The following is a 15851-nucleotide window of genomic DNA, read 5'->3' as shown; positions in this document are numbered from 1 at the left end:
ATCCGCCGGCGTCATGCGTTTCCCCGCGACGCTGCCGAACCACCCACCGAGAACGAGGAAGGCAAGACCGATGCCCGTACGCAAGCCGCGGTTCGCACGATGGTGTCAGCGACGGCACGGGCCGGGGCGTTGGCGCGTCTCCGCAGTCGTGGCGGTGGCTCTCGTACTCACGGTCACCTCGGTGGCGTCCGGGGCCGGCGGTGATGCGGCGCCGTCCGAGCAGGCCGGGCGAGTGCTCACGGCGGACGTGCCCGTCGAGCAGCTGGCCATGGGGGAGCTCGCCCAGGGCATCACCACCTTGCAGCGACACCTCAGGACGCAGCCCCGGGACGCCACCGGGTGGGCGACGCTGGGCGCGGCGTATATCGAACAGGCGCGGACCAGCGGTGATCCGACACGGTATCCGCAGGCCGAGAAGGCGTTCGAGCGTTCGCTGAAACTGCGTGCCGCCGACGAGAACGACGCGGCACTCGCCGGGCAGGCGGCCCTGGCCGCCGCGCGCCACGACTTCGAAACGGCGTTGAGCCTGGTGGACCGGGCGCTGAGGGTGAACCCGTACAGCGAGCGGGCGCTGGCGAGCCGGGTCGATGCCCTGGTCGAACTCGGCCGCTACGACGAGGCGCTGGAAGCGGTGGAGCTCGCAGACCAGCGGCGCCCCGGCATACCCGTCTTCACACGGTACGCGTACGTCCTGGAGTTGCGCGGCGACGTGAAGGGGGCACGTCGGGTGCTGCTGCGGGCGCTGGCCTCGGCATTCAGTACCGCCGATGTGGCCTATGCCGCCACATCGCTCGGCCACCTCGCCTGGTCCCAGGGTGAGTTCCGTCAGGCGCTGGACCATTTCGCGACCGCTCTGCGCGCCGAACCGGAGAACCTACCGGCACTGGAAGGACGAGGTCGTGCACATGCCGCACTGGGCGAGCGAAAACGTGCGGTGAGCGATCTCGAGAGAGTCGTACGCCGTTACCCGCTGCCTGGGCAGCTCGCCGCCCTCGCCGAACTGTACGAGAGGGGCGGACAGCGCCGGCAGGCCGCGGAGCAGTACACGCTCATCCGTACCTGGACCCGCCTGGCCCGCGCCAATGGCGTCGCCACCGATCTGGAGTCCGCTCTCATCGAGGCCGACCATGGCAACGCCGCCGAGGCGTTGAAGTCGGCGCGCGCCGAATGGACCCGCCGCGAGAGCGTGCATACGGCGGACGCTCTCGCCTGGGCACTGCACGCGAACGGCAAGGACCAGGAGGCGTTGACGTACGCGAAGAAGGCGACCGCCGTGTCGCCCGGCTATCGGAACGCCTCTTTCCTCTTTCACCGGGGCATGATCGAGCGCGCTCTCGACGACGACGGAGCCGCGCGCCGCGATCTGCGCGCCGCGCTCGATCTGAATCCGGGCTTCTCACCCACGGGAGCCCGCGACGCCGCATCCGCCCTGTCGGCGCTGACCCGGCCCCGGGGTGACTCATGATCCGCCGTACTGCCGCCTGCGCTCTCGCCACGCTGGCGACGGGCACTGTGCTGGCTCTGCTCCCCGCCCAGGCGGCGCAAGCACACCCCTTGGGCAACTTCACCGTGAACCAGTACGACGGTCTTGTCGTCGTTCCGGGGAAGCTCGGCGTGGACCATGTGGAGGACCTGGCTGAGATCCCGGCCTCGCAGGAACGGAACCGTATCGACGCCGACCGGGACAACCGGCTGGAGCCGGACGAACTGTCGGCATGGGCCCGGACGCGGTGCGAGGCGGCCGCCGAGGGCGCTCGGCTCACGGTCGGGGGCAAAGGCGCGGGCGGAACAGGGGTCTCCGTCTCGGTGGGGAGCGCGAAAGCGCAGGTGCGTGCGGGGCAGGCGGGGTTGCAGACGCTGCGCGTGACCTGCGAGATGACGGCGCCGCTGCCGGGTAGCGCGCGATTGCGACTCTCGTACCGCCCGGCGGACGTAGCTACCGGTGTCGGGTGGCGGGAGATCACCGCACGGGGCGACCGGATGATGATCTCGGGGGCGGGCGTGCCCGACGCCACCCGGTCCCGGCGGCTGACCGCCTATCCCGACGATCTGCTCTCTTCACCGCCCGACTCGCGGTCGGCCACCTTCACGGTCCGCCCCGGCGGGTCGGCGCCGCCGGCCGGGAGCGAGGACGAGGTGAACGGTTCCCCGGCGACGGGCGTGCTGCCGCGCGGAACCGATCGTTGGACGCAGGCGCTGACCGGACTGGTCGCCCGGCACGAACTGACCGTGGGCTTCGCCGCGCTGGCGCTCGGAGCTTCCCTGCTGCTGGGTGCCATGCACGCGCTGGCCCCGGGGCACGGCAAGACCATGATGGCCGCCGCCGCAGCAGCGGGCGGCCGTAGTTCCCTGCGCGACATGCTGACCCTGGGGGCTTCGGTCACTCTCACCCATACGCTGGGCGTCTTTGCCCTGGGTGCCCTGATCACCGCCGGCTCGGCGGCGGCGCCGACCGTGGTGTCCTGGCTGGGCATCGCGAGCGGCACCCTGGTCGCAGTCGCGGGGGCGCTGCTGCTGCGCAGGGGGTGGCGTCTGCGCCATCGCCCTCACGGCCACGGTCATCACCGAGGCCGTGCCCACGGGCATGAGCGCGCCCACACACACGAGCACGGTGAGGACACCGGAACCCGGCACGGAGAAGAGCGGGTTCCCGCTCTCACGGCTGTGCGCCGAAACGAGCACGGCGGCAAAACCCCGGCCCCCGCCCACGCTCCGGCGGGTCCCGGCCACACGCACGGCGACGATCACGGCCATGCGCATGACCATAGCCATTCCCACAGCCACATGCCGCCCGCCCCCGGCCTGCGCGGCGTGATCCTCCTCGGCCTGGCCGGCGGGTTGGTCCCGAGTCCCTCCGCCGTCGTCGTGCTCATCGGCGCGGGCGCTCTCGGCCAGGCATGGTTCGGCTTTCTGCTGGTCCTGTCGTACGGAGGCGGGCTGGCGCTCACGCTCGCGGGAGCCGGGTTCGTGGTGGTGCGGTTGCGGGAGACCACAGCGCGGAGGCTGGCGCAGCGGCCGCAAGGCCGGGTACTCGCAGGTGCCCACCGCATGGCACCGCTCGCCACGGCCGCCGTCGTCCTGGCGCTCGGGTGCGGACTGGTGTTCAGAGGGCTGGCAGCCACTCTGAGTTGAGAAAGTACGGACAGGCCGGGCGTGAAATCGCACCAAGAGCCGCGATCGATCCGCCGGGCCCAGGATGATCCGCCGCCCTCGTGAGGCTCACGAGGGCGGCGGATCATCCGGCGCGCCGGTCCTCGCCCCGGCCACACAGGCAGTGGCGGGGAGGCGAGCGCGCCATCTGCCCACCACGGGCTGCCTGCGAACGATCAGCTCCAGCTTTGGGAGTACCGGCGGCGGTAGCTGTTTCGCCGGTGAGCCGATCGGATCGAGCCGGTTGCCACCAGCCCGAGGAAACTCACGGCGATGACCAGCAGGCCCGGTGTGAGGGTCCGGAGGCCTATGAATCCGACGGACGTCGGAAACGCGGATGATCCCGGCGCGACGTCTCCTGCGGCAGACGGCGGTGGGACCGGGCTGTTGCCGCTCCCGACAGCGGTGGTGTCAGCGGTCAGTCTCACCCCGAGGGCTGCCATCGCGGTGGTTGCCGGCTGGAAGTACGTAATACCGCCGATGGTGCAGTCGCCGTTGCCCCCGGACGTCACGCCGAGAGCCAGCCCGTCCGCGAACAACGGCCCCCCGCTGTCCCCGGGTTCGGCGCAGACCGTAGTCTCTATCAGGCCGGTCACTGTACCCTCGCGGTAATTCACCGTCGCGTTCAACGCAGTCACCCGGCCGGAGCGTACCCCCGTGGTGCTGCCACTACGGAAGGCCCGTTGGCCGACGACGGCGTCGGCGGCCCCCGTAATCCTTACCTCCTGGTCACCACCGACACTGACGACACTCCGTGCACCGGAAACGTCGCCGTTCCCGTACTCGACGAGCGAGAAGTCGCTGCCGGGAAAGTTGCCGACCGTTGTGGTGCCGAATTGCCGGGTACCCGTTGCGTCCTGGAACCAGGTGGTTCCGCGTTGACCGCAATGACCGGCCGTCAGGACGAAATTTCGCCGACCGTCGGTCACATTGAATCCTGCGGAGCAGCGTCCGTTGCGGGCAAAGATCGGGTCGGCGCCGTTGAGTCTGGTGGAAAACGATCCCCTGGTCCGTTGCATGTGCACGAAGCTGCCGATCTCTTCGGCAAGGCCCGACATGCGCGACCAGTCCGCGGCCGACACGGTGCTGTCGGCATGCACGACGATCCGGTTGGACGAGTAGTCCACCGCCCACGCCGTGCCGGGCACCCGGGGGGCTCCGCTCAGGGCATCGGTGGCCGAGCGGAGGCGGCGCATGCTGTGGCGGACGACTTTGGCGCGCGCCCCTGCCCGTCCGACCTCCGCCGCGGCCTCTGCATCGGTCACCGCGACAACCGGGCGACCGTCGGAGCCGATCCAACTGCCCGCAGTACGCGAAGTACCGAGCCGTGAGACCAGACTCGCACCGAGCTCGGGAGGCAGAGCAGTGCCGCCTCCGCCGTCTGCCGGAGCAGAGGGTTCGCTCGCCACGGCGCTTGTCATCATCAGCCCGCCGCAGATCAGTCCGCCGACGGCCGCCAGCCGCGCGATCCGTTGCAGGCTGCGTCGTGCGTGCCTCATCCGTCGCCCCCTCGAAACCGTTCGGACACGGCGTCACCGACGCCCGGGACCGCGGGATTCAGCGCCCTCTCCCCATACGTGCCACCCTGCCGTCCCGTTCACCCGGCTATGACTGCCGCTCGACGGGAGGGCCCAAGCGGATCAAGCCCCGCTACCGGGAAGGCGGTTCAACGACTCGGTTTCAGGCGAACAGTTTCCCGCTCGCTCCCACGCCTCTACGTCCACCGGCGGCACGTGTTCGTGGGGTCGTCGGAATCTTCCGGGGGAAGGTCTCGGGAGCGCTCCCAAGCCGGCACGTGCCGGAAAGGCGCCGTCGTATCCTTTCGCCGCCCCTGACCTGCCCCTTCGGAATCCGTTCGACGCATTCTGTTCCGATGGGTTGTCAGGACACAGCAACACTCCTACAGTCCCCTACGAACCAGCGGATGGGAGCGCTCCCATATGAGGCCGTTGTGCGCTCCCGATTCCGTGATCGCCCCATCCGGTCATTCCTCTTAGAGAGGCCCCGCATGCGAGCGTTACCGCATGGCCCGAGTACCGCGCGCAGCCTCCTCGGCGCGCAGTTCATCGCTCCCGCAACCGTCGCGGCCGGGGCCCGGTTCGGCCCCTGTCGACTCCTGGAAGTTGTCCTGCACCCTGCCTTCGGGCATCGGATCACCAACGCGTGGAATGCCACCGTCAGTCCCGCCTCCGGGGCCGTGACGGCGCCCGGCCTCGCGCACAACGCCGGGATCGTGGCCGGTGCCAGCCAGACGTTCGGTTTCCACGGCTACGACAGCGGCGTGCTCGCCCAGCCGTCCGGGCTCGGCCTCAACGCGACCAGCTGCGCGTGAACTGATCCGCACACGATCCGGCGCATGACCAAGTCCGTCCGGTCCGCCTTCGACGAGGCCGACGACTACAGCCGTACAACTGCCACGCCCACACCGACGCCCCGGCCCATCCCCACCTACCTTGCCGCCGAGCTCGCCTGGGCACCCCATCCGCCGGATCCACGCACGCCACCCCCAGACTCCTCGCCCGTCAGGCGGGCGCCTTCCCCGGACGGGCGAGGGTTCCCTCACCGGACGGTAACCGCAGGAGACAAGCCCAACCGGAAGTCAATCCCCACACAGGCACAGGAGACACCATGGCTCGACGCAAGAATCAACTTGTTTCCCTGGCGGCGGTGCTAGCGACGCTGCTCGGCGGGATCGCCCTGACGTTAATGGGCCAGGGCAACGCACAGGCGCACGGCGTGACGATGACGCCGGGATCGCGTACCTACCTCTGCTCGCTGGACGCCAAGACCAGCACCGGCGCTCTGGACCCGACCAACCCGGCGTGCAGGGCCGCACTCAACGAGAGTGGCGCGACCGCGCTGTACAACTGGTTCGCCGTGCTCGACTCCAACGCGGGTGGGCGAGGGGCGGGTTACGTCCCGGACGGAAAGCTGTGCAGCGCCGGTGACCGGTCGCCGTACAACTTCACCGGATACAACGCAGCCCGCTCCGACTGGCCCCGGACGCACCTGACGTCCGGGAACACGATCCAGATCAAGCACAGCAACTGGGCGGCGCACCCGGGCTCGTTCCGGGTGTATCTGACCAAGCCCGGCTACTCGCCCAGTACCGAGCTGGGCTGGGACGACTTGGAGCTGATCGAGACCGTCACCAACCCGCAGCAGACGGGCTCGCCGGGCACGGACGGCGGCCACTACTACTGGGATCTGAACCTGCCCTCGGGCCGCTCGGGTGACGCGGTGATGTTCATCCAGTGGGTTCGCTCGGACAGCCAGGAGAACTTCTTCTCCTGCTCCGACGTCGTCTTCGACGGCGGCAACGGCGAAGTGACCGGCATCCGCGGCTCGGGCAGCACTCCGACGCCCACGGACCCGACGCCGACGGACCCGACGCCGACGCCGACCGACCCGCACTCCGGGTGCATGGCCGTCTACAACGTGACCAACTCCTGGAGCGGCGGCTTCCAGGGTTCTGTCGAGGTCATGAACCACGGCACGACGGCGCGTGACGGCTGGGCCGTGAAGTGGACGCCCGGCGCGGGCGCCAAGGTCAGCAGCGTGTGGAACGGTGTACTGACCACGGGGTCCGATGGCACGCTCACGGTCAAGAATCTCGACTACAACCGGACCATCCCGCCGGACGGTAGCGTCACCTTCGGGTTCACGGCGACATCGACCGGCAACAACTTCCCAATCGGCTCGATCGGCTGCGTCAATCCGTAGCCGCTGACGAACGCAGCGCCGGCTCCCGCATCATGGGGAGTCGGCGCTGTCGTGTCTCCGGACCGTCGCCGGCTCCGAGTCGGGGCGGGGGCCCGTTCACCGACCGTGCGGCGCAGCCTCGAACTCGTCGAACTCTCCTGGAACAACAAGGGATCCATGCTGACGGCAGAGGCCGCCTGACCTCCATGCTGCGTCACGGCACAAAGATCAACAGGCGGCCTCTCCATGTCCTCTCAACCCCACACCGCCCCGTCAGATCACGAAGTGCGACTGGAGTACCAGCCCGACCGGCCACGCTGTGACCGATGCTACGGCCACGCCCTCGCAGGCCAGTGCGGGAAGAAGGTCGAGCCCTGCCCGCTCTGCGATGCAACCCTCACCCGGCGGTTGCCCCGCGAGGCACCCTCGAATGCCGTGTCGGCCCGCCCGGCGGGTCCATATGAGTTACCGACAGGTAAGTTCGGCGACGGCGATGCCGTGTTCGCCACGGTAGGAGTAGAACAAGTAGCGGCGCCCGCGGTAGTCGAGGATGCCGGGGTCGCGTAGCTCGTTGACGGGCTTTGTCGCTTCTCCTCCCTCGGAGGGCAGCGGGGGAAGGTCACCGCCTTCCCAGTCCTCCTCGGCGCGCAGGACCTCGACCGGGTCGGTGAGCCGCCAGTTCTTCCACGAGCCGGTCAGGGTGCAGGTGGCCCGCATGATCCGCTCGGGGGAATCGCCGATCCGGCTGTAGAACACCGACAGCACATTCCCGTCGCGGACGACGGCGACGTGGCGTATGAAGCGAGTGGTGCCCTCGTTGATCGCCTCGGCGAACTCCGGGACACCTTCCTCTGGCCAGGTGATTCCGTCCTCGGAGTGCATGAGGACACCCTCACGCATCACGCCGTACCAGCCGCCGCGCCACTGAAAGCCTCGAAGGTACGTGCCGGGTTGGGCGCGGCGGTTCTCCAGGTGCCAGTCGAGTCCGTCGACGCTGTGGGCAACCCCGTTTTCGTGTCCCCACGGAATGTACGGATCTTCCGGTCGGGCGTGGAAGTACATGCGCCATCGGCCGTCACTGAGCCGGTGTACGTCGGGGGATGCGATGTGCCGGTCGTGACCGACCTTCTTGTCCGGGCCCGGAGTGCGCTCGGCCTCGGCGAGCACCGTCTCCACCGGGAAGGTGCCCTGGGCATGCACCTGCCACGGCCCGGCAGGATGGTCGGCGAACGCCAGGCGGATGTAGTCGCCGTTGTGGTCAGCGAAGTACAGGCGGAGCCCGTCCGGGGTGGCGATCGGGGAGGGCCCAGCGATATTGCCGCGGGCGTCGGCGGGCATCATGTCCGCGGTGACCACCGAACCGAGACGCCTGGCCTTCAGTGTCTTGCCGGCCCAACCGGCGCCGGTGGGCCCGGCCGTGGGAGTCGTGCCGGCCCAGGCGGCTTCGGTCGGTAGCAGTGCGGCGGCAGGCAGTGCGGCGGCAGCCCCGGTGAGTAGCCGACGTCGGCTCAGGGTCATGGTGGTCCTCTCTGTCAAAGGTTCGCAGGAATTCAGATCAACTGGGCGAGCCCGGTGCGGGTGTCGGGCGCGGGTGGTCGTGTCGGCCGTCCAGTTGGCGGGGCACCGGCACGGAAGACCGAGGCACAGCGCCTCCTGACGCTCGACTGGACTTCAACACCCATGAGCTGTGTGGGTGCAGGCCGTGCTTTCACTCCCCGGCAACGGATTCAGGCGCATGTCGTGGACCGGGCCCTCGCCACAAAGGGACCTGTCCGCAAGTGTCCGGGTGTTGCGGTCCTCGGCGGCCGGATGGAACGGCCCAGGCAGCCGGGACGCGGGTGCCGCAGCCGGGCCGGTGATACCCGCGGACGGAGCACAGCAGTGCACGTCAGCCCGACGCGACGGCATCGGCCAACAGGCGCTCGGCCTGCCGGACCAGGGCCGGGTGGGTGGCTGCGATGTCGGTGGACTCGCCGGCGTCGGCGCCCAGGTCGTAGAGCTCGATCGGACTGCCGCCCTTGAGACGTACGCCCTTCCAGTTGCCGAAACGCACTGCCTCGCCCCCCGCATTCTTCCTCCAGTACAGGTACGGATGGGAGGGCTGCCGTCGGCCCGTCAGCGCGGGCAGGAACGACACGCCGTCCAACCCGGGGGGCGCGTCGGCCAGCGTGGGCAGCAGGTCCCAGACGGCGACCGGCTCGTCCAGCACCGAGCCCCGGGCTGGACGACGTGTCGTTCGCAGACAGGCTGCCCTTCGCGGCGGCGGCGCCCCGCGGCTGCCGCTGGCGCAGCCCCTGCCAATCCGGCCGGTGAGGTCCCCGCAGCCGCTCCGAGGAAGCCGCGGCGGGAGACCCCCTGGCCAGAAAAAGTGCTTGCCTCTGGTGTCATACGGCGATCGGATCATGCTCCCGCACGATCAGGCCATTACTGGCATCGGCCCGCAATATGATTGACATGTTTCGCTCACGGTGGCACGTGCGGCGCCCGTCTGGGTCACGGCCGGGCGTACTCGACCCACCCGCGCCCGGCCCGTGACTACGAAGCTCACCGGCACCGGTCCGAGGCCATGATCCACCTTGCAAAGATCAACCTCATGACCCGCAGACTCACCGCCGAATCCACCCCGACATGGCGCGGCACATGAACCATGCACTGCCCGGCAATACGGGATGAAACAACGGGTCGAAACGTCCTCTGACGAACCAACACGGCTTTGTCGACGGTGACATTGAGCTCGATTACGGAACACCGTGCGGTGCGGCGACGCTTGGTTGCACGCTCAGCAGGATCGGTCGATGTCGAGGACGCCCACCTCGTTGCCCCGGACGAACAGCACGTAGGTGTGCTCGCCGTCGTCGTCCTCGTCGGTTGGGTCCGCCGGCGGCCACCCGGTGGGAAGGTACCCGTTTACCGCGACGAGCGCGCCGCCCAGCCGACCCTCGATGACGTCGGCCAGGTCGTCGACGAGATGAGACACGACGTGGCCGACCGGAATCTCGGGCATCTCGTCGATACCGCTCCACGAGCCGTCCCAGATGTCAACAAGGGAGAGCCGGGCGTCGTTGTGGAGCGACGTCCACAGTTCGGTGAACGTAATCGGGCGAAACGTCGGTTCTTCGTCGGCGTACTCTTCGGCGTCCTCGCGGGTGGCCGCCCACCAGCAGGAGGCGGCGGCAAGGCGGTTGTCGACCTGCGTGTCGTTTTCGGGGAGCGTGCCGATCCGGAACCGGAAGTCGACCGAGTTGTTGTTGTTCACCATAAGGAGGTCGCTCAGAAGCGTGGCGAGGCAGGAAATCCGGGTGCGGATCGCACCGTCGGCACCGTCGGCAGCGATGACCGGCGGCTGCTCCACAGTCGGCGCCGGCGCGAGGGTGATCCGCACCGTGCCGAAGTAGTCCCGGTGCAACAGGTGCAGGGCTGGGTCATCGTCGGTCGTGATGAGGCGGAGCAGGTCGCCGCCCGCTGCCTCGTTCGCGAAGTACCGCACCAACGACGTCCGACGCGAGTCGCGCACGTGGGCCGCCCCGGCGATGAGCGAGACCAGTTCTTCGTGCGGCGTGGAGTGGTTGTTCTTCGACAACATGCTGGCGTACGGCACAGCGCCCGTGACCTCCGGCAGGTCCCCGATCCCGGCAAGCTGCTCGGGCGGAGCCGGCCATGGCTCGTCGCGGTGGTCACCGATTTTGGTGAGCACCAGCGTCGACGCCCACCCCGGTGTGGACTCCAGTGTCCAGGCGGCGAGCAACCACAGGGCCGAGACGAGCACCCACTGCGGGTTCGACGGCCGACGACCGTCGAGCCGGTCCGCCGGATCCGGCTGCCGGTGCCACGCGTCGTTGAAGGCCGTAGCCAGCTCCACACAAACCACCTTCGTCACGTCCCGTGCGCGTATCAACTCCCACGCGACCGACCGCTGCCACGGACCTGCGGCAACCATAACCAACCCCGCCACCCCGTCAGCACAGAGACCGTCTTTCACTCCCTGTCCCCAGGATCTTGTATCTCTCCGCACAGCCGACAAAGGCGTTTAAGCATCCCGCGGCAGCCAAGAGGCGCGGCTGCGCAGGTTCCAGCACCTGGCCGCCTCTGCCCTGCGGCTGGAGTACGCAGCCATGGCCCTCGACGGGACAGTGCTTCATCCCCACAGGAACTCAGTTCTCCTGGGTCATCAAGATCCAAGACTCTCCTGGGTCATCAAGATCCAAGACTCTCCCGTGTCCCAAATCCGGGGTCAGGGCCCAAGGCCGGGCAGTTAGCGTTTTCGCTGGTCCTGCAAGAGGAGTGGATGACCGTGTTGTGGCGGCGTAGAGACCGGGGCCGAACTTGTGGATGAGTCCGCCAGCGGCCCACCGATTCAGTTGTCTGTACATGATCTCCAGAGTGACGTCGCCGAAGTGGGCGGCGATTTCACGGGGTTGCCAGAGACGCGTGGGGAGGAATCCGTCGCCTTCAAGGCGCCGGGCGAGGGCATCGCCCGCCCCGTGGTGTCCCGCCCCCACGCTCGCCGAGATGATGGCGATCCGCCGGCCGGTCGGCTCATCCTGAATGGGGCGCTGAAGCGTCGACGGCATGCTCGCCGTCGCCGAGTTGTCGGAACCGGAGTCGATCAGCCTCCTCATTTGCCGGCGCAACACGGAGACTGCCTCCACCTTACGGCGGGCCGGCTTCCGAGTGTGCAGGGATGGCGCCGGAGCGGTCCCGATGTGGGCCGGCGACGCCTCCGCGGCGGTCGCCGAGCGGGCGGTCGCGAGCAAGGGCGGTCGCGAGCAAGGGTGGTCGTGACTCGGGCAGTGGCGATCCTGACAAAATCCGGTCCGCCACGTCGGTGTCTCCGATCAGTGCCCCGGCCACCCTGTGTAGCCCTCGGCAAGATATGTGGACCCTGCACGGGAGCCGGCGACGCCGGCCAGCTCGCCGAGCTGTCGCTGCTCGTCGAACGCACTCGCGCCCTCGATGCGGTGAAGCATGGCGGTCATCCAGTAGGAGAAGTGCTGCGCCTTCCAGACGCGGGCCAGGGCGCGGCCGGTGTACTCCTCGAGCGCATGCTCGTCTCCCGCCTTTAGAGCGCGCTCGATGGTTTCGGCGAGCACCCGTACGTCCGCGAGGGCGAGGTTGAGCCCCTTGGCGCCGGTCGGCGGGACGGTGTGCGCCGCGTCCCCGGCCAGCAGCAGTCGGCCGTGCCGCATCGGCGTCTGCACGAAGCTGCGGAACGGCAGCACCGTCCGCTCGAGTACAGGGCCCTCGTTGAGACGGAATCCGTCCTCGCCGGCGAGGCGGGTCTGCAGCTCCTCCCATATCCGGTCGTCGGACCACGCGGCCGGATCCTCGGTCGGGTCGCACTGGAAGTAGAGACGCTGCACCGTCTCGGTGCGCTGACTCACCAGGGCGAAGCCGCGCCCGGAACGGGCGTAGACCAGTTCGGGTACGCTCGGGGCGGTTTGGGCCATGATGCCGAACCAGGCGAACGGGTACTCCTGGAAGTACCGCGTCGCGCCTTCGACCAGGTCCCGGCACATGCCGCGTGAGCCGTCCGAACCGACGACCAGATCGGCCACGATCTCATGGCATGCGCCCTCCTGGTCGGTGTAGCGGACGCGCGGTCGGTCGAGGACGTCGAGCACCTCCGTGTCGCGGATGCCGTAGCGCAGATCACCCTGGTCAGCCGTGCGACGGGCGTGCAGGTCGAGGAACACGTCGGTCTGCGGGTAGAGCCAGCACGAGGCGCCGACGAGATCCTCGAAGTCGATCCGATGGCTGACCCCGCCGAACCGGAGCGCGATGCCCTCATGTCGATGGCCATCACGCAGCACCCGGTCGACACCCGAGTCCACCAACAGGCTGACGCTGTTGTGCTCGAGGATGCCTGCCCGGTGCGTGGTCCCGATCGCATGCTCCGTACGGTTGTCGACCACCACGCTCTCCACCCCGGCCAGGTACAGCAGGTGGGACAGCATCAATCCCGCCGGGCCGCCGCCGACGACGGCGACCCTGGTCCGGGTGCTGGTGGTGATCTTCTCCGACAGCGATGTGTTGTTCATGGTGCACCGAACGGTAGAGAGATTCGGGCTCCCTGTGCCAGCATCCGTTTTCACTCAGCGATATGAAGAGGAGTGGATGATGGACGGCGGTAAGGCCCAACCCACTTCCCTGGTCGCCCGCACACTCGACGTGCTCGGCGCCTTCGACAGCAGCCACCGGCACCTAACTCTTTCCCTGATAGCGCAACGGGCCGGTCTCTCTCCCGCCACGGCCTTGCGGATCGTCCGCGAACTGGTCGCGGGTGAGGCCCTCGTACGCGGCGAGGACCGCACCTACTCGGTGGGGCGGCGGATCTGGGACCTTGGCCTGCTCGCCCCCGTCGAAACCGACCTGCGGGCGGCCGCCTCGCCGTACTTGCAGGACGTCCATGCCGCCACGCGGGCCACGGTGCACCTGGCCATCCGCGAGGGCTATTCCGCCCTCTACCTCGAGCGACTGGCAGGACTGGCCTCGGTCCCGGTGGTGAGCCGCGTAGGCGGCCGCCTCCCGCTGTACGCCACCGGCGTCGGCAAGGTGCTGCTGGCCCATGCCCCCGACGAGGTCGTCAAAACGGTGATCCGCAACCTCACGCCGCACACGCCGCACACCGTCACCTCACCCGGAACCCTGCTCCGCCAGCTCGCACGGATCCGCTCCGAGGACCACGCCACCACGCAGGAGGAGATGACATGGGGCGCCTGCTCCTTGGCGGTGCCGATCCGCTCCGGGACTCAAGTGGTGGCGGCGATCGGAGTGGTCGTCAAAGACTTCCGCCGCGACAAGGCACGGCTCCTGGCCGCTCTCACGGTGGTTTCACGAGCGGTGGGGCGCAGCCTGAACGACACCCCTTGATTCGTTGCCCTCCAGCCCTCGCCATCGCCGGACCGCTCGGCACCGCCGCTCCCCCTCCGCGGTCCTGGCCCCGTGGGCCGGCGCGCTGCCGGTTCAGGCCGCCGTCCCCCTGCTCCCAACATCAGCAGCGCCGATGCAGGACGGAAGCAGCCCTTCGCGCCGCGTGGGCGAGGAGAGACCGCGAGTGCGGGTTCGGGTGACCCACATGGCCGCGACGATGCCCCCTGAGCTGTTGGTTACGTACGGGTGCTGGCCGGCCGTCCGGCTCGTACGACGAAAGAGGCGCGTGGTCTCGCGACCCGAGGTGCCGCTTGCGGAACCGCCCGCGCCACACCGGCGCCATGGAGGCTCAGCACGCTTCGGCCGCCTCCTGTCGCTGAGCATCGGTGCTCGATTCCTCGGCGCGGCACATGCCTCGGCCTGGCCCGCGCACGCGCGAACCGGTCGGTCGGCGCGGAAAGGGTGTCGGATCGAGCAGCGATGCCGGACGTGGTGCCGGTAAGAGCCGTGAGGTGGCGTACGACGCTCGGGTTGAGGCGCGTGCTGAAGCTCCCCCTTGATCTTGGACAGCGGTTGTTTACGCTGCGGGGGTGAAGTCGTGCTGCAGCCTGGCTCGGGTTTCGAGTGGGGTGAGGTACCCGAACTCGGGGTGCTTGCGGAGCCTGGTGCGGTGGTACTCGACCTCGATGAAGCGGAGGACGTCGGCGCGGGCCGCCTCACGGCTCTCCCGGACAGCGGTGCCGATCTCCGCTTTCAGTAGACCGAAGAAGCTCTCGGCTGCGGCGTTACGTAGCATATGCCGGTTCGTCCCGTGCTCTGTCTCAGGTTCAACTCCCGCAGTGCACGGCGGAATTCGCCACTCGTGCATTCGCTTCCGCGGTCGGTGTGCATGACGCAGCCGCCCTGAAGGTCGCCGCGGCCGGCTGCCATCCGCAGCGCATCAATGACCAGCGCTCGGCACGGTGGTGTTCGGCCATCGCGTACCCGATCACCTCGCGCGTCGCCAGGTCCATGACGGTCGCGAGATACCACCAGCCCTCGATCGTCGGCAGACAGGTGATGTCGCCGACGAGCTTCGTGTCGGGCGGGTAGCTGTGAAGTTGCGGCCAGGCAGGTCCGGAGCCGGGCGTCAGCGCTTTCGCACCGCGCCCAGCTGAGGGCGGTCAAGTCCGGGGTCGGTGAATCCTCGCGCGACGGCGTGCAGGACACGGGCCATCGCCTGGGCCGCGGGCGTGGCGGCGCGCTGGGCCGGCCTGGCCAGGAGAATGCGGCGGACCGGGGGGACGGCGTCGGATGACTGGTCGTGGGACAGGGAGAGAAGGCGTACGTCACTGCGCCGGTTGGTCAGGGCCAGTCGGGGCGCAAGAGCCAGGCCGAGGCCGGCGGCGACCATCGCCTGCGCTTCCTGGTAGTCGTGGGAGGCGTAGGCGATGCGCGGTTCGAAGCCCGCCTGACGACATGCACGCCGGAGCACGTCCGCGACCGGGTGGTTCTCGGCGCGGATGATCCACTCCTCGCCCGCCAGCTCGGACAGCCGCACACGCTCGGAGGCGACCAGCGGGGAACTGGTCGGCACAACCAGCACCGTGGGGTCCTCCAGAAGGGGAGTGAGGATCAACTGGTCGTCGTCGACGCGGTTCCAGTCGTAGTCCCACAGCAGCGACAGCTCCACCTCACCGGTGTGCAGCATCTCTCGCAGCTGGGCCAGCACACCGGCACGCACGACCGTGCGCACCTGCGGGTGGGCCCGGCGGAAGCGGGTCAGGGCCAAGGGAAGCAGCGAGGCACTGGCCGTCGGGAAGGAGCCGAGGGTCACGACACCACGGTCCAGATGGCCGAACGCCTCGAGGTCGGCTTCTGCTGCCTGGAGTTCACGGCGAATGGCACGGCCCCGCTCAGCGAGCGCGGCGCCCGCCGCGGTGGTGCGCACGCCGCGTGGCAGCCGCTCGATCAGCGGCTGCCCAGCCTCGCGCTCGAACAGGGACATCTGCTGGGAAGCGCCGGACGTGGTCATGGACAGCGCCTCGGCGGCGGCGGTGAGCGAGCCGCGCTCGGCGACCTCGGCGAGAAGCAGCAGGCGGCGGACATTGAGCATGGAGCGACTTTAGACCAGCTAAACCCTCCTCAAG

Annotated in this window: 13 protein-coding genes and 1 pseudogene; 7 read left to right on the top strand and 7 right to left on the bottom strand. The window is 69.0% G+C overall.

The genetic code is table 11. From position 1 onward, the window contains the following. The first annotated feature begins 154 nt into the window (after positions 1 to 154). Positions 155 to 1465 carry a tetratricopeptide repeat protein gene (locus ACFWBQ_RS25080; protein ID WP_385494924.1) on the top strand — a complete coding sequence of 437 codons (1311 nt, stop codon included), beginning with the start codon at positions 155 to 157 and terminating at the stop codon, positions 1463 to 1465. Next, entirely contained in the window at positions 1462 to 3132 is a 1671-nt protein-coding gene (locus ACFWBQ_RS25075) for a nickel transporter (RefSeq protein ID WP_385494917.1), read from the top strand. The genes ACFWBQ_RS25080 and ACFWBQ_RS25075 overlap by 4 nt, the downstream gene beginning before the upstream one ends. Before the next feature lie 194 nt (positions 3133 to 3326). On the opposite strand, the gene ACFWBQ_RS25070 is transcribed toward ACFWBQ_RS25075, so the two are convergent. Next, positions 3327 to 4649 (bottom strand): S1 family peptidase, encoded by a 1323-nt coding sequence (locus tag ACFWBQ_RS25070; protein WP_385494912.1) that lies wholly within the window; start codon positions 4647 to 4649, stop codon positions 3327 to 3329. 509 nt (positions 4650 to 5158) lie between these two features. Here ACFWBQ_RS25070 and ACFWBQ_RS25065 point away from each other — a divergent pair. The 3 genes from ACFWBQ_RS25065 to ACFWBQ_RS25055 all read left to right on the top strand — a co-directional run bounded on the left by ACFWBQ_RS25065 (position 5159) and on the right by ACFWBQ_RS25055 (position 7053). After that, entirely contained in the window at positions 5159 to 5482 is a 324-nt protein-coding gene (locus tag ACFWBQ_RS25065; protein WP_385494906.1) for a cellulose binding domain-containing protein, read from the top strand. 296 nt (positions 5483 to 5778) lie between these two features. Then, positions 5779 to 6873: a lytic polysaccharide monooxygenase gene (locus ACFWBQ_RS25060; RefSeq protein WP_385494896.1), complete on the top strand. Its 1095-nt coding sequence runs from the start codon at positions 5779 to 5781 to the stop codon at positions 6871 to 6873. Positions 6874 to 6924: 51 nt separating this feature from the next. Continuing rightward, positions 6925 to 7053, top strand: coding sequence for a hypothetical protein (locus ACFWBQ_RS25055; protein WP_385494888.1), 129 nt, complete (start codon positions 6925 to 6927; stop codon positions 7051 to 7053). Between the two features lie 264 nt (positions 7054 to 7317). On the opposite strand, the gene ACFWBQ_RS25050 is transcribed toward ACFWBQ_RS25055, so the two are convergent. Both ACFWBQ_RS25050 and ACFWBQ_RS25045 read right to left on the bottom strand, forming a co-directional pair. Next, positions 7318 to 8370, bottom strand: coding sequence for a hypothetical protein (locus ACFWBQ_RS25050; protein ID WP_385494884.1), 1053 nt, complete (start codon positions 8368 to 8370; stop codon positions 7318 to 7320). 370 nt (positions 8371 to 8740) lie between these two features. After that, positions 8741 to 9061, bottom strand: coding sequence for a hypothetical protein (locus tag ACFWBQ_RS25045; protein ID WP_385494877.1), 321 nt, complete (start codon positions 9059 to 9061; stop codon positions 8741 to 8743). Positions 9062 to 9367: 306 nt separating this feature from the next. Here ACFWBQ_RS25045 and ACFWBQ_RS25040 point away from each other — a divergent pair. Then, a pseudogene (locus ACFWBQ_RS25040) lies at positions 9368 to 9496 on the top strand (IS5/IS1182 family transposase); the annotation flags it as partial. 135 nt (positions 9497 to 9631) lie between these two features. On the opposite strand, the gene ACFWBQ_RS25035 reads toward ACFWBQ_RS25040, so the two are convergent. Further along, the gene (locus ACFWBQ_RS25035; RefSeq protein WP_385494870.1) at positions 9632 to 10873 is read right to left on the bottom strand and encodes a hypothetical protein; all 1242 of its coding nucleotides are present in this window, start codon (positions 10871 to 10873) and stop codon (positions 9632 to 9634) included. A gap of 814 nt (positions 10874 to 11687) precedes the next feature. Continuing rightward, entirely contained in the window at positions 11688 to 12890 is a 1203-nt protein-coding gene (locus tag ACFWBQ_RS25030; protein WP_385494863.1) for a 4-hydroxybenzoate 3-monooxygenase, read from the bottom strand. 79 nt (positions 12891 to 12969) lie between these two features. On the opposite strand from ACFWBQ_RS25030, the gene ACFWBQ_RS25025 reads away from it, so the two are divergent. Further along, positions 12970 to 13722: an IclR family transcriptional regulator gene (locus ACFWBQ_RS25025; protein ID WP_385494852.1), complete on the top strand. Its 753-nt coding sequence runs from the start codon at positions 12970 to 12972 to the stop codon at positions 13720 to 13722. A 577-nt stretch (positions 13723 to 14299) separates the two neighbouring features. Here ACFWBQ_RS25025 and ACFWBQ_RS25020 read toward each other — a convergent pair. Then, positions 14300 to 14518 carry a hypothetical protein gene (locus ACFWBQ_RS25020; protein WP_385494844.1) on the bottom strand — a complete coding sequence of 73 codons (219 nt, stop codon included), beginning with the start codon at positions 14516 to 14518 and terminating at the stop codon, positions 14300 to 14302. Between the two features lie 333 nt (positions 14519 to 14851). Next, a complete protein-coding gene (locus tag ACFWBQ_RS25015) occupies positions 14852 to 15817 on the bottom strand; it encodes a LysR family transcriptional regulator (protein ID WP_385494836.1) in 966 nt (321 codons plus the stop codon). Between the last annotated feature and the right edge of the window lie 34 nt (positions 15818 to 15851).

Origin of the sequence: Streptomyces sp. NPDC060035 (assembly GCF_042736635.1) — a bacterium.
Classification (GTDB): domain Bacteria; phylum Actinomycetota; class Actinomycetes; order Streptomycetales; family Streptomycetaceae; genus Streptomyces.
This window is presented reverse-complemented; position numbering and strand designations above follow the sequence as displayed.

Excerpts from the sequence above, each read along its gene's own strand:
- ACFWBQ_RS25065 (WP_385494906.1), top strand. The coding sequence starts at position 5,159 with ATGCGAGCGTTACCGCATGGCCCGAGTACCGCGCGCAGCCTCCTCGGC.
- ACFWBQ_RS25060 (WP_385494896.1), top strand. The coding sequence starts at position 5,779 with ATGGCTCGACGCAAGAATCAACTTGTTTCCCTGGCGGCGGTGCTAGCG.
- ACFWBQ_RS25020 (WP_385494844.1), bottom strand. The coding sequence starts at position 14,518 with ATGCTACGTAACGCCGCAGCCGAGAGCTTCTTCGGTCTACTGAAAGCG.
- ACFWBQ_RS25050 (WP_385494884.1), bottom strand. The coding sequence starts at position 8,370 with ATGACCCTGAGCCGACGTCGGCTACTCACCGGGGCTGCCGCCGCACTG.
- ACFWBQ_RS25015 (WP_385494836.1), bottom strand. The coding sequence starts at position 15,817 with ATGCTCAATGTCCGCCGCCTGCTGCTTCTCGCCGAGGTCGCCGAGCGC.
- ACFWBQ_RS25030 (WP_385494863.1), bottom strand. The coding sequence starts at position 12,890 with ATGAACAACACATCGCTGTCGGAGAAGATCACCACCAGCACCCGGACC.
- ACFWBQ_RS25075 (WP_385494917.1), top strand. The coding sequence starts at position 1,462 with ATGATCCGCCGTACTGCCGCCTGCGCTCTCGCCACGCTGGCGACGGGC.
- ACFWBQ_RS25070 (WP_385494912.1), bottom strand. The coding sequence starts at position 4,649 with ATGAGGCACGCACGACGCAGCCTGCAACGGATCGCGCGGCTGGCGGCC.
- ACFWBQ_RS25025 (WP_385494852.1), top strand. The coding sequence starts at position 12,970 with ATGGACGGCGGTAAGGCCCAACCCACTTCCCTGGTCGCCCGCACACTC.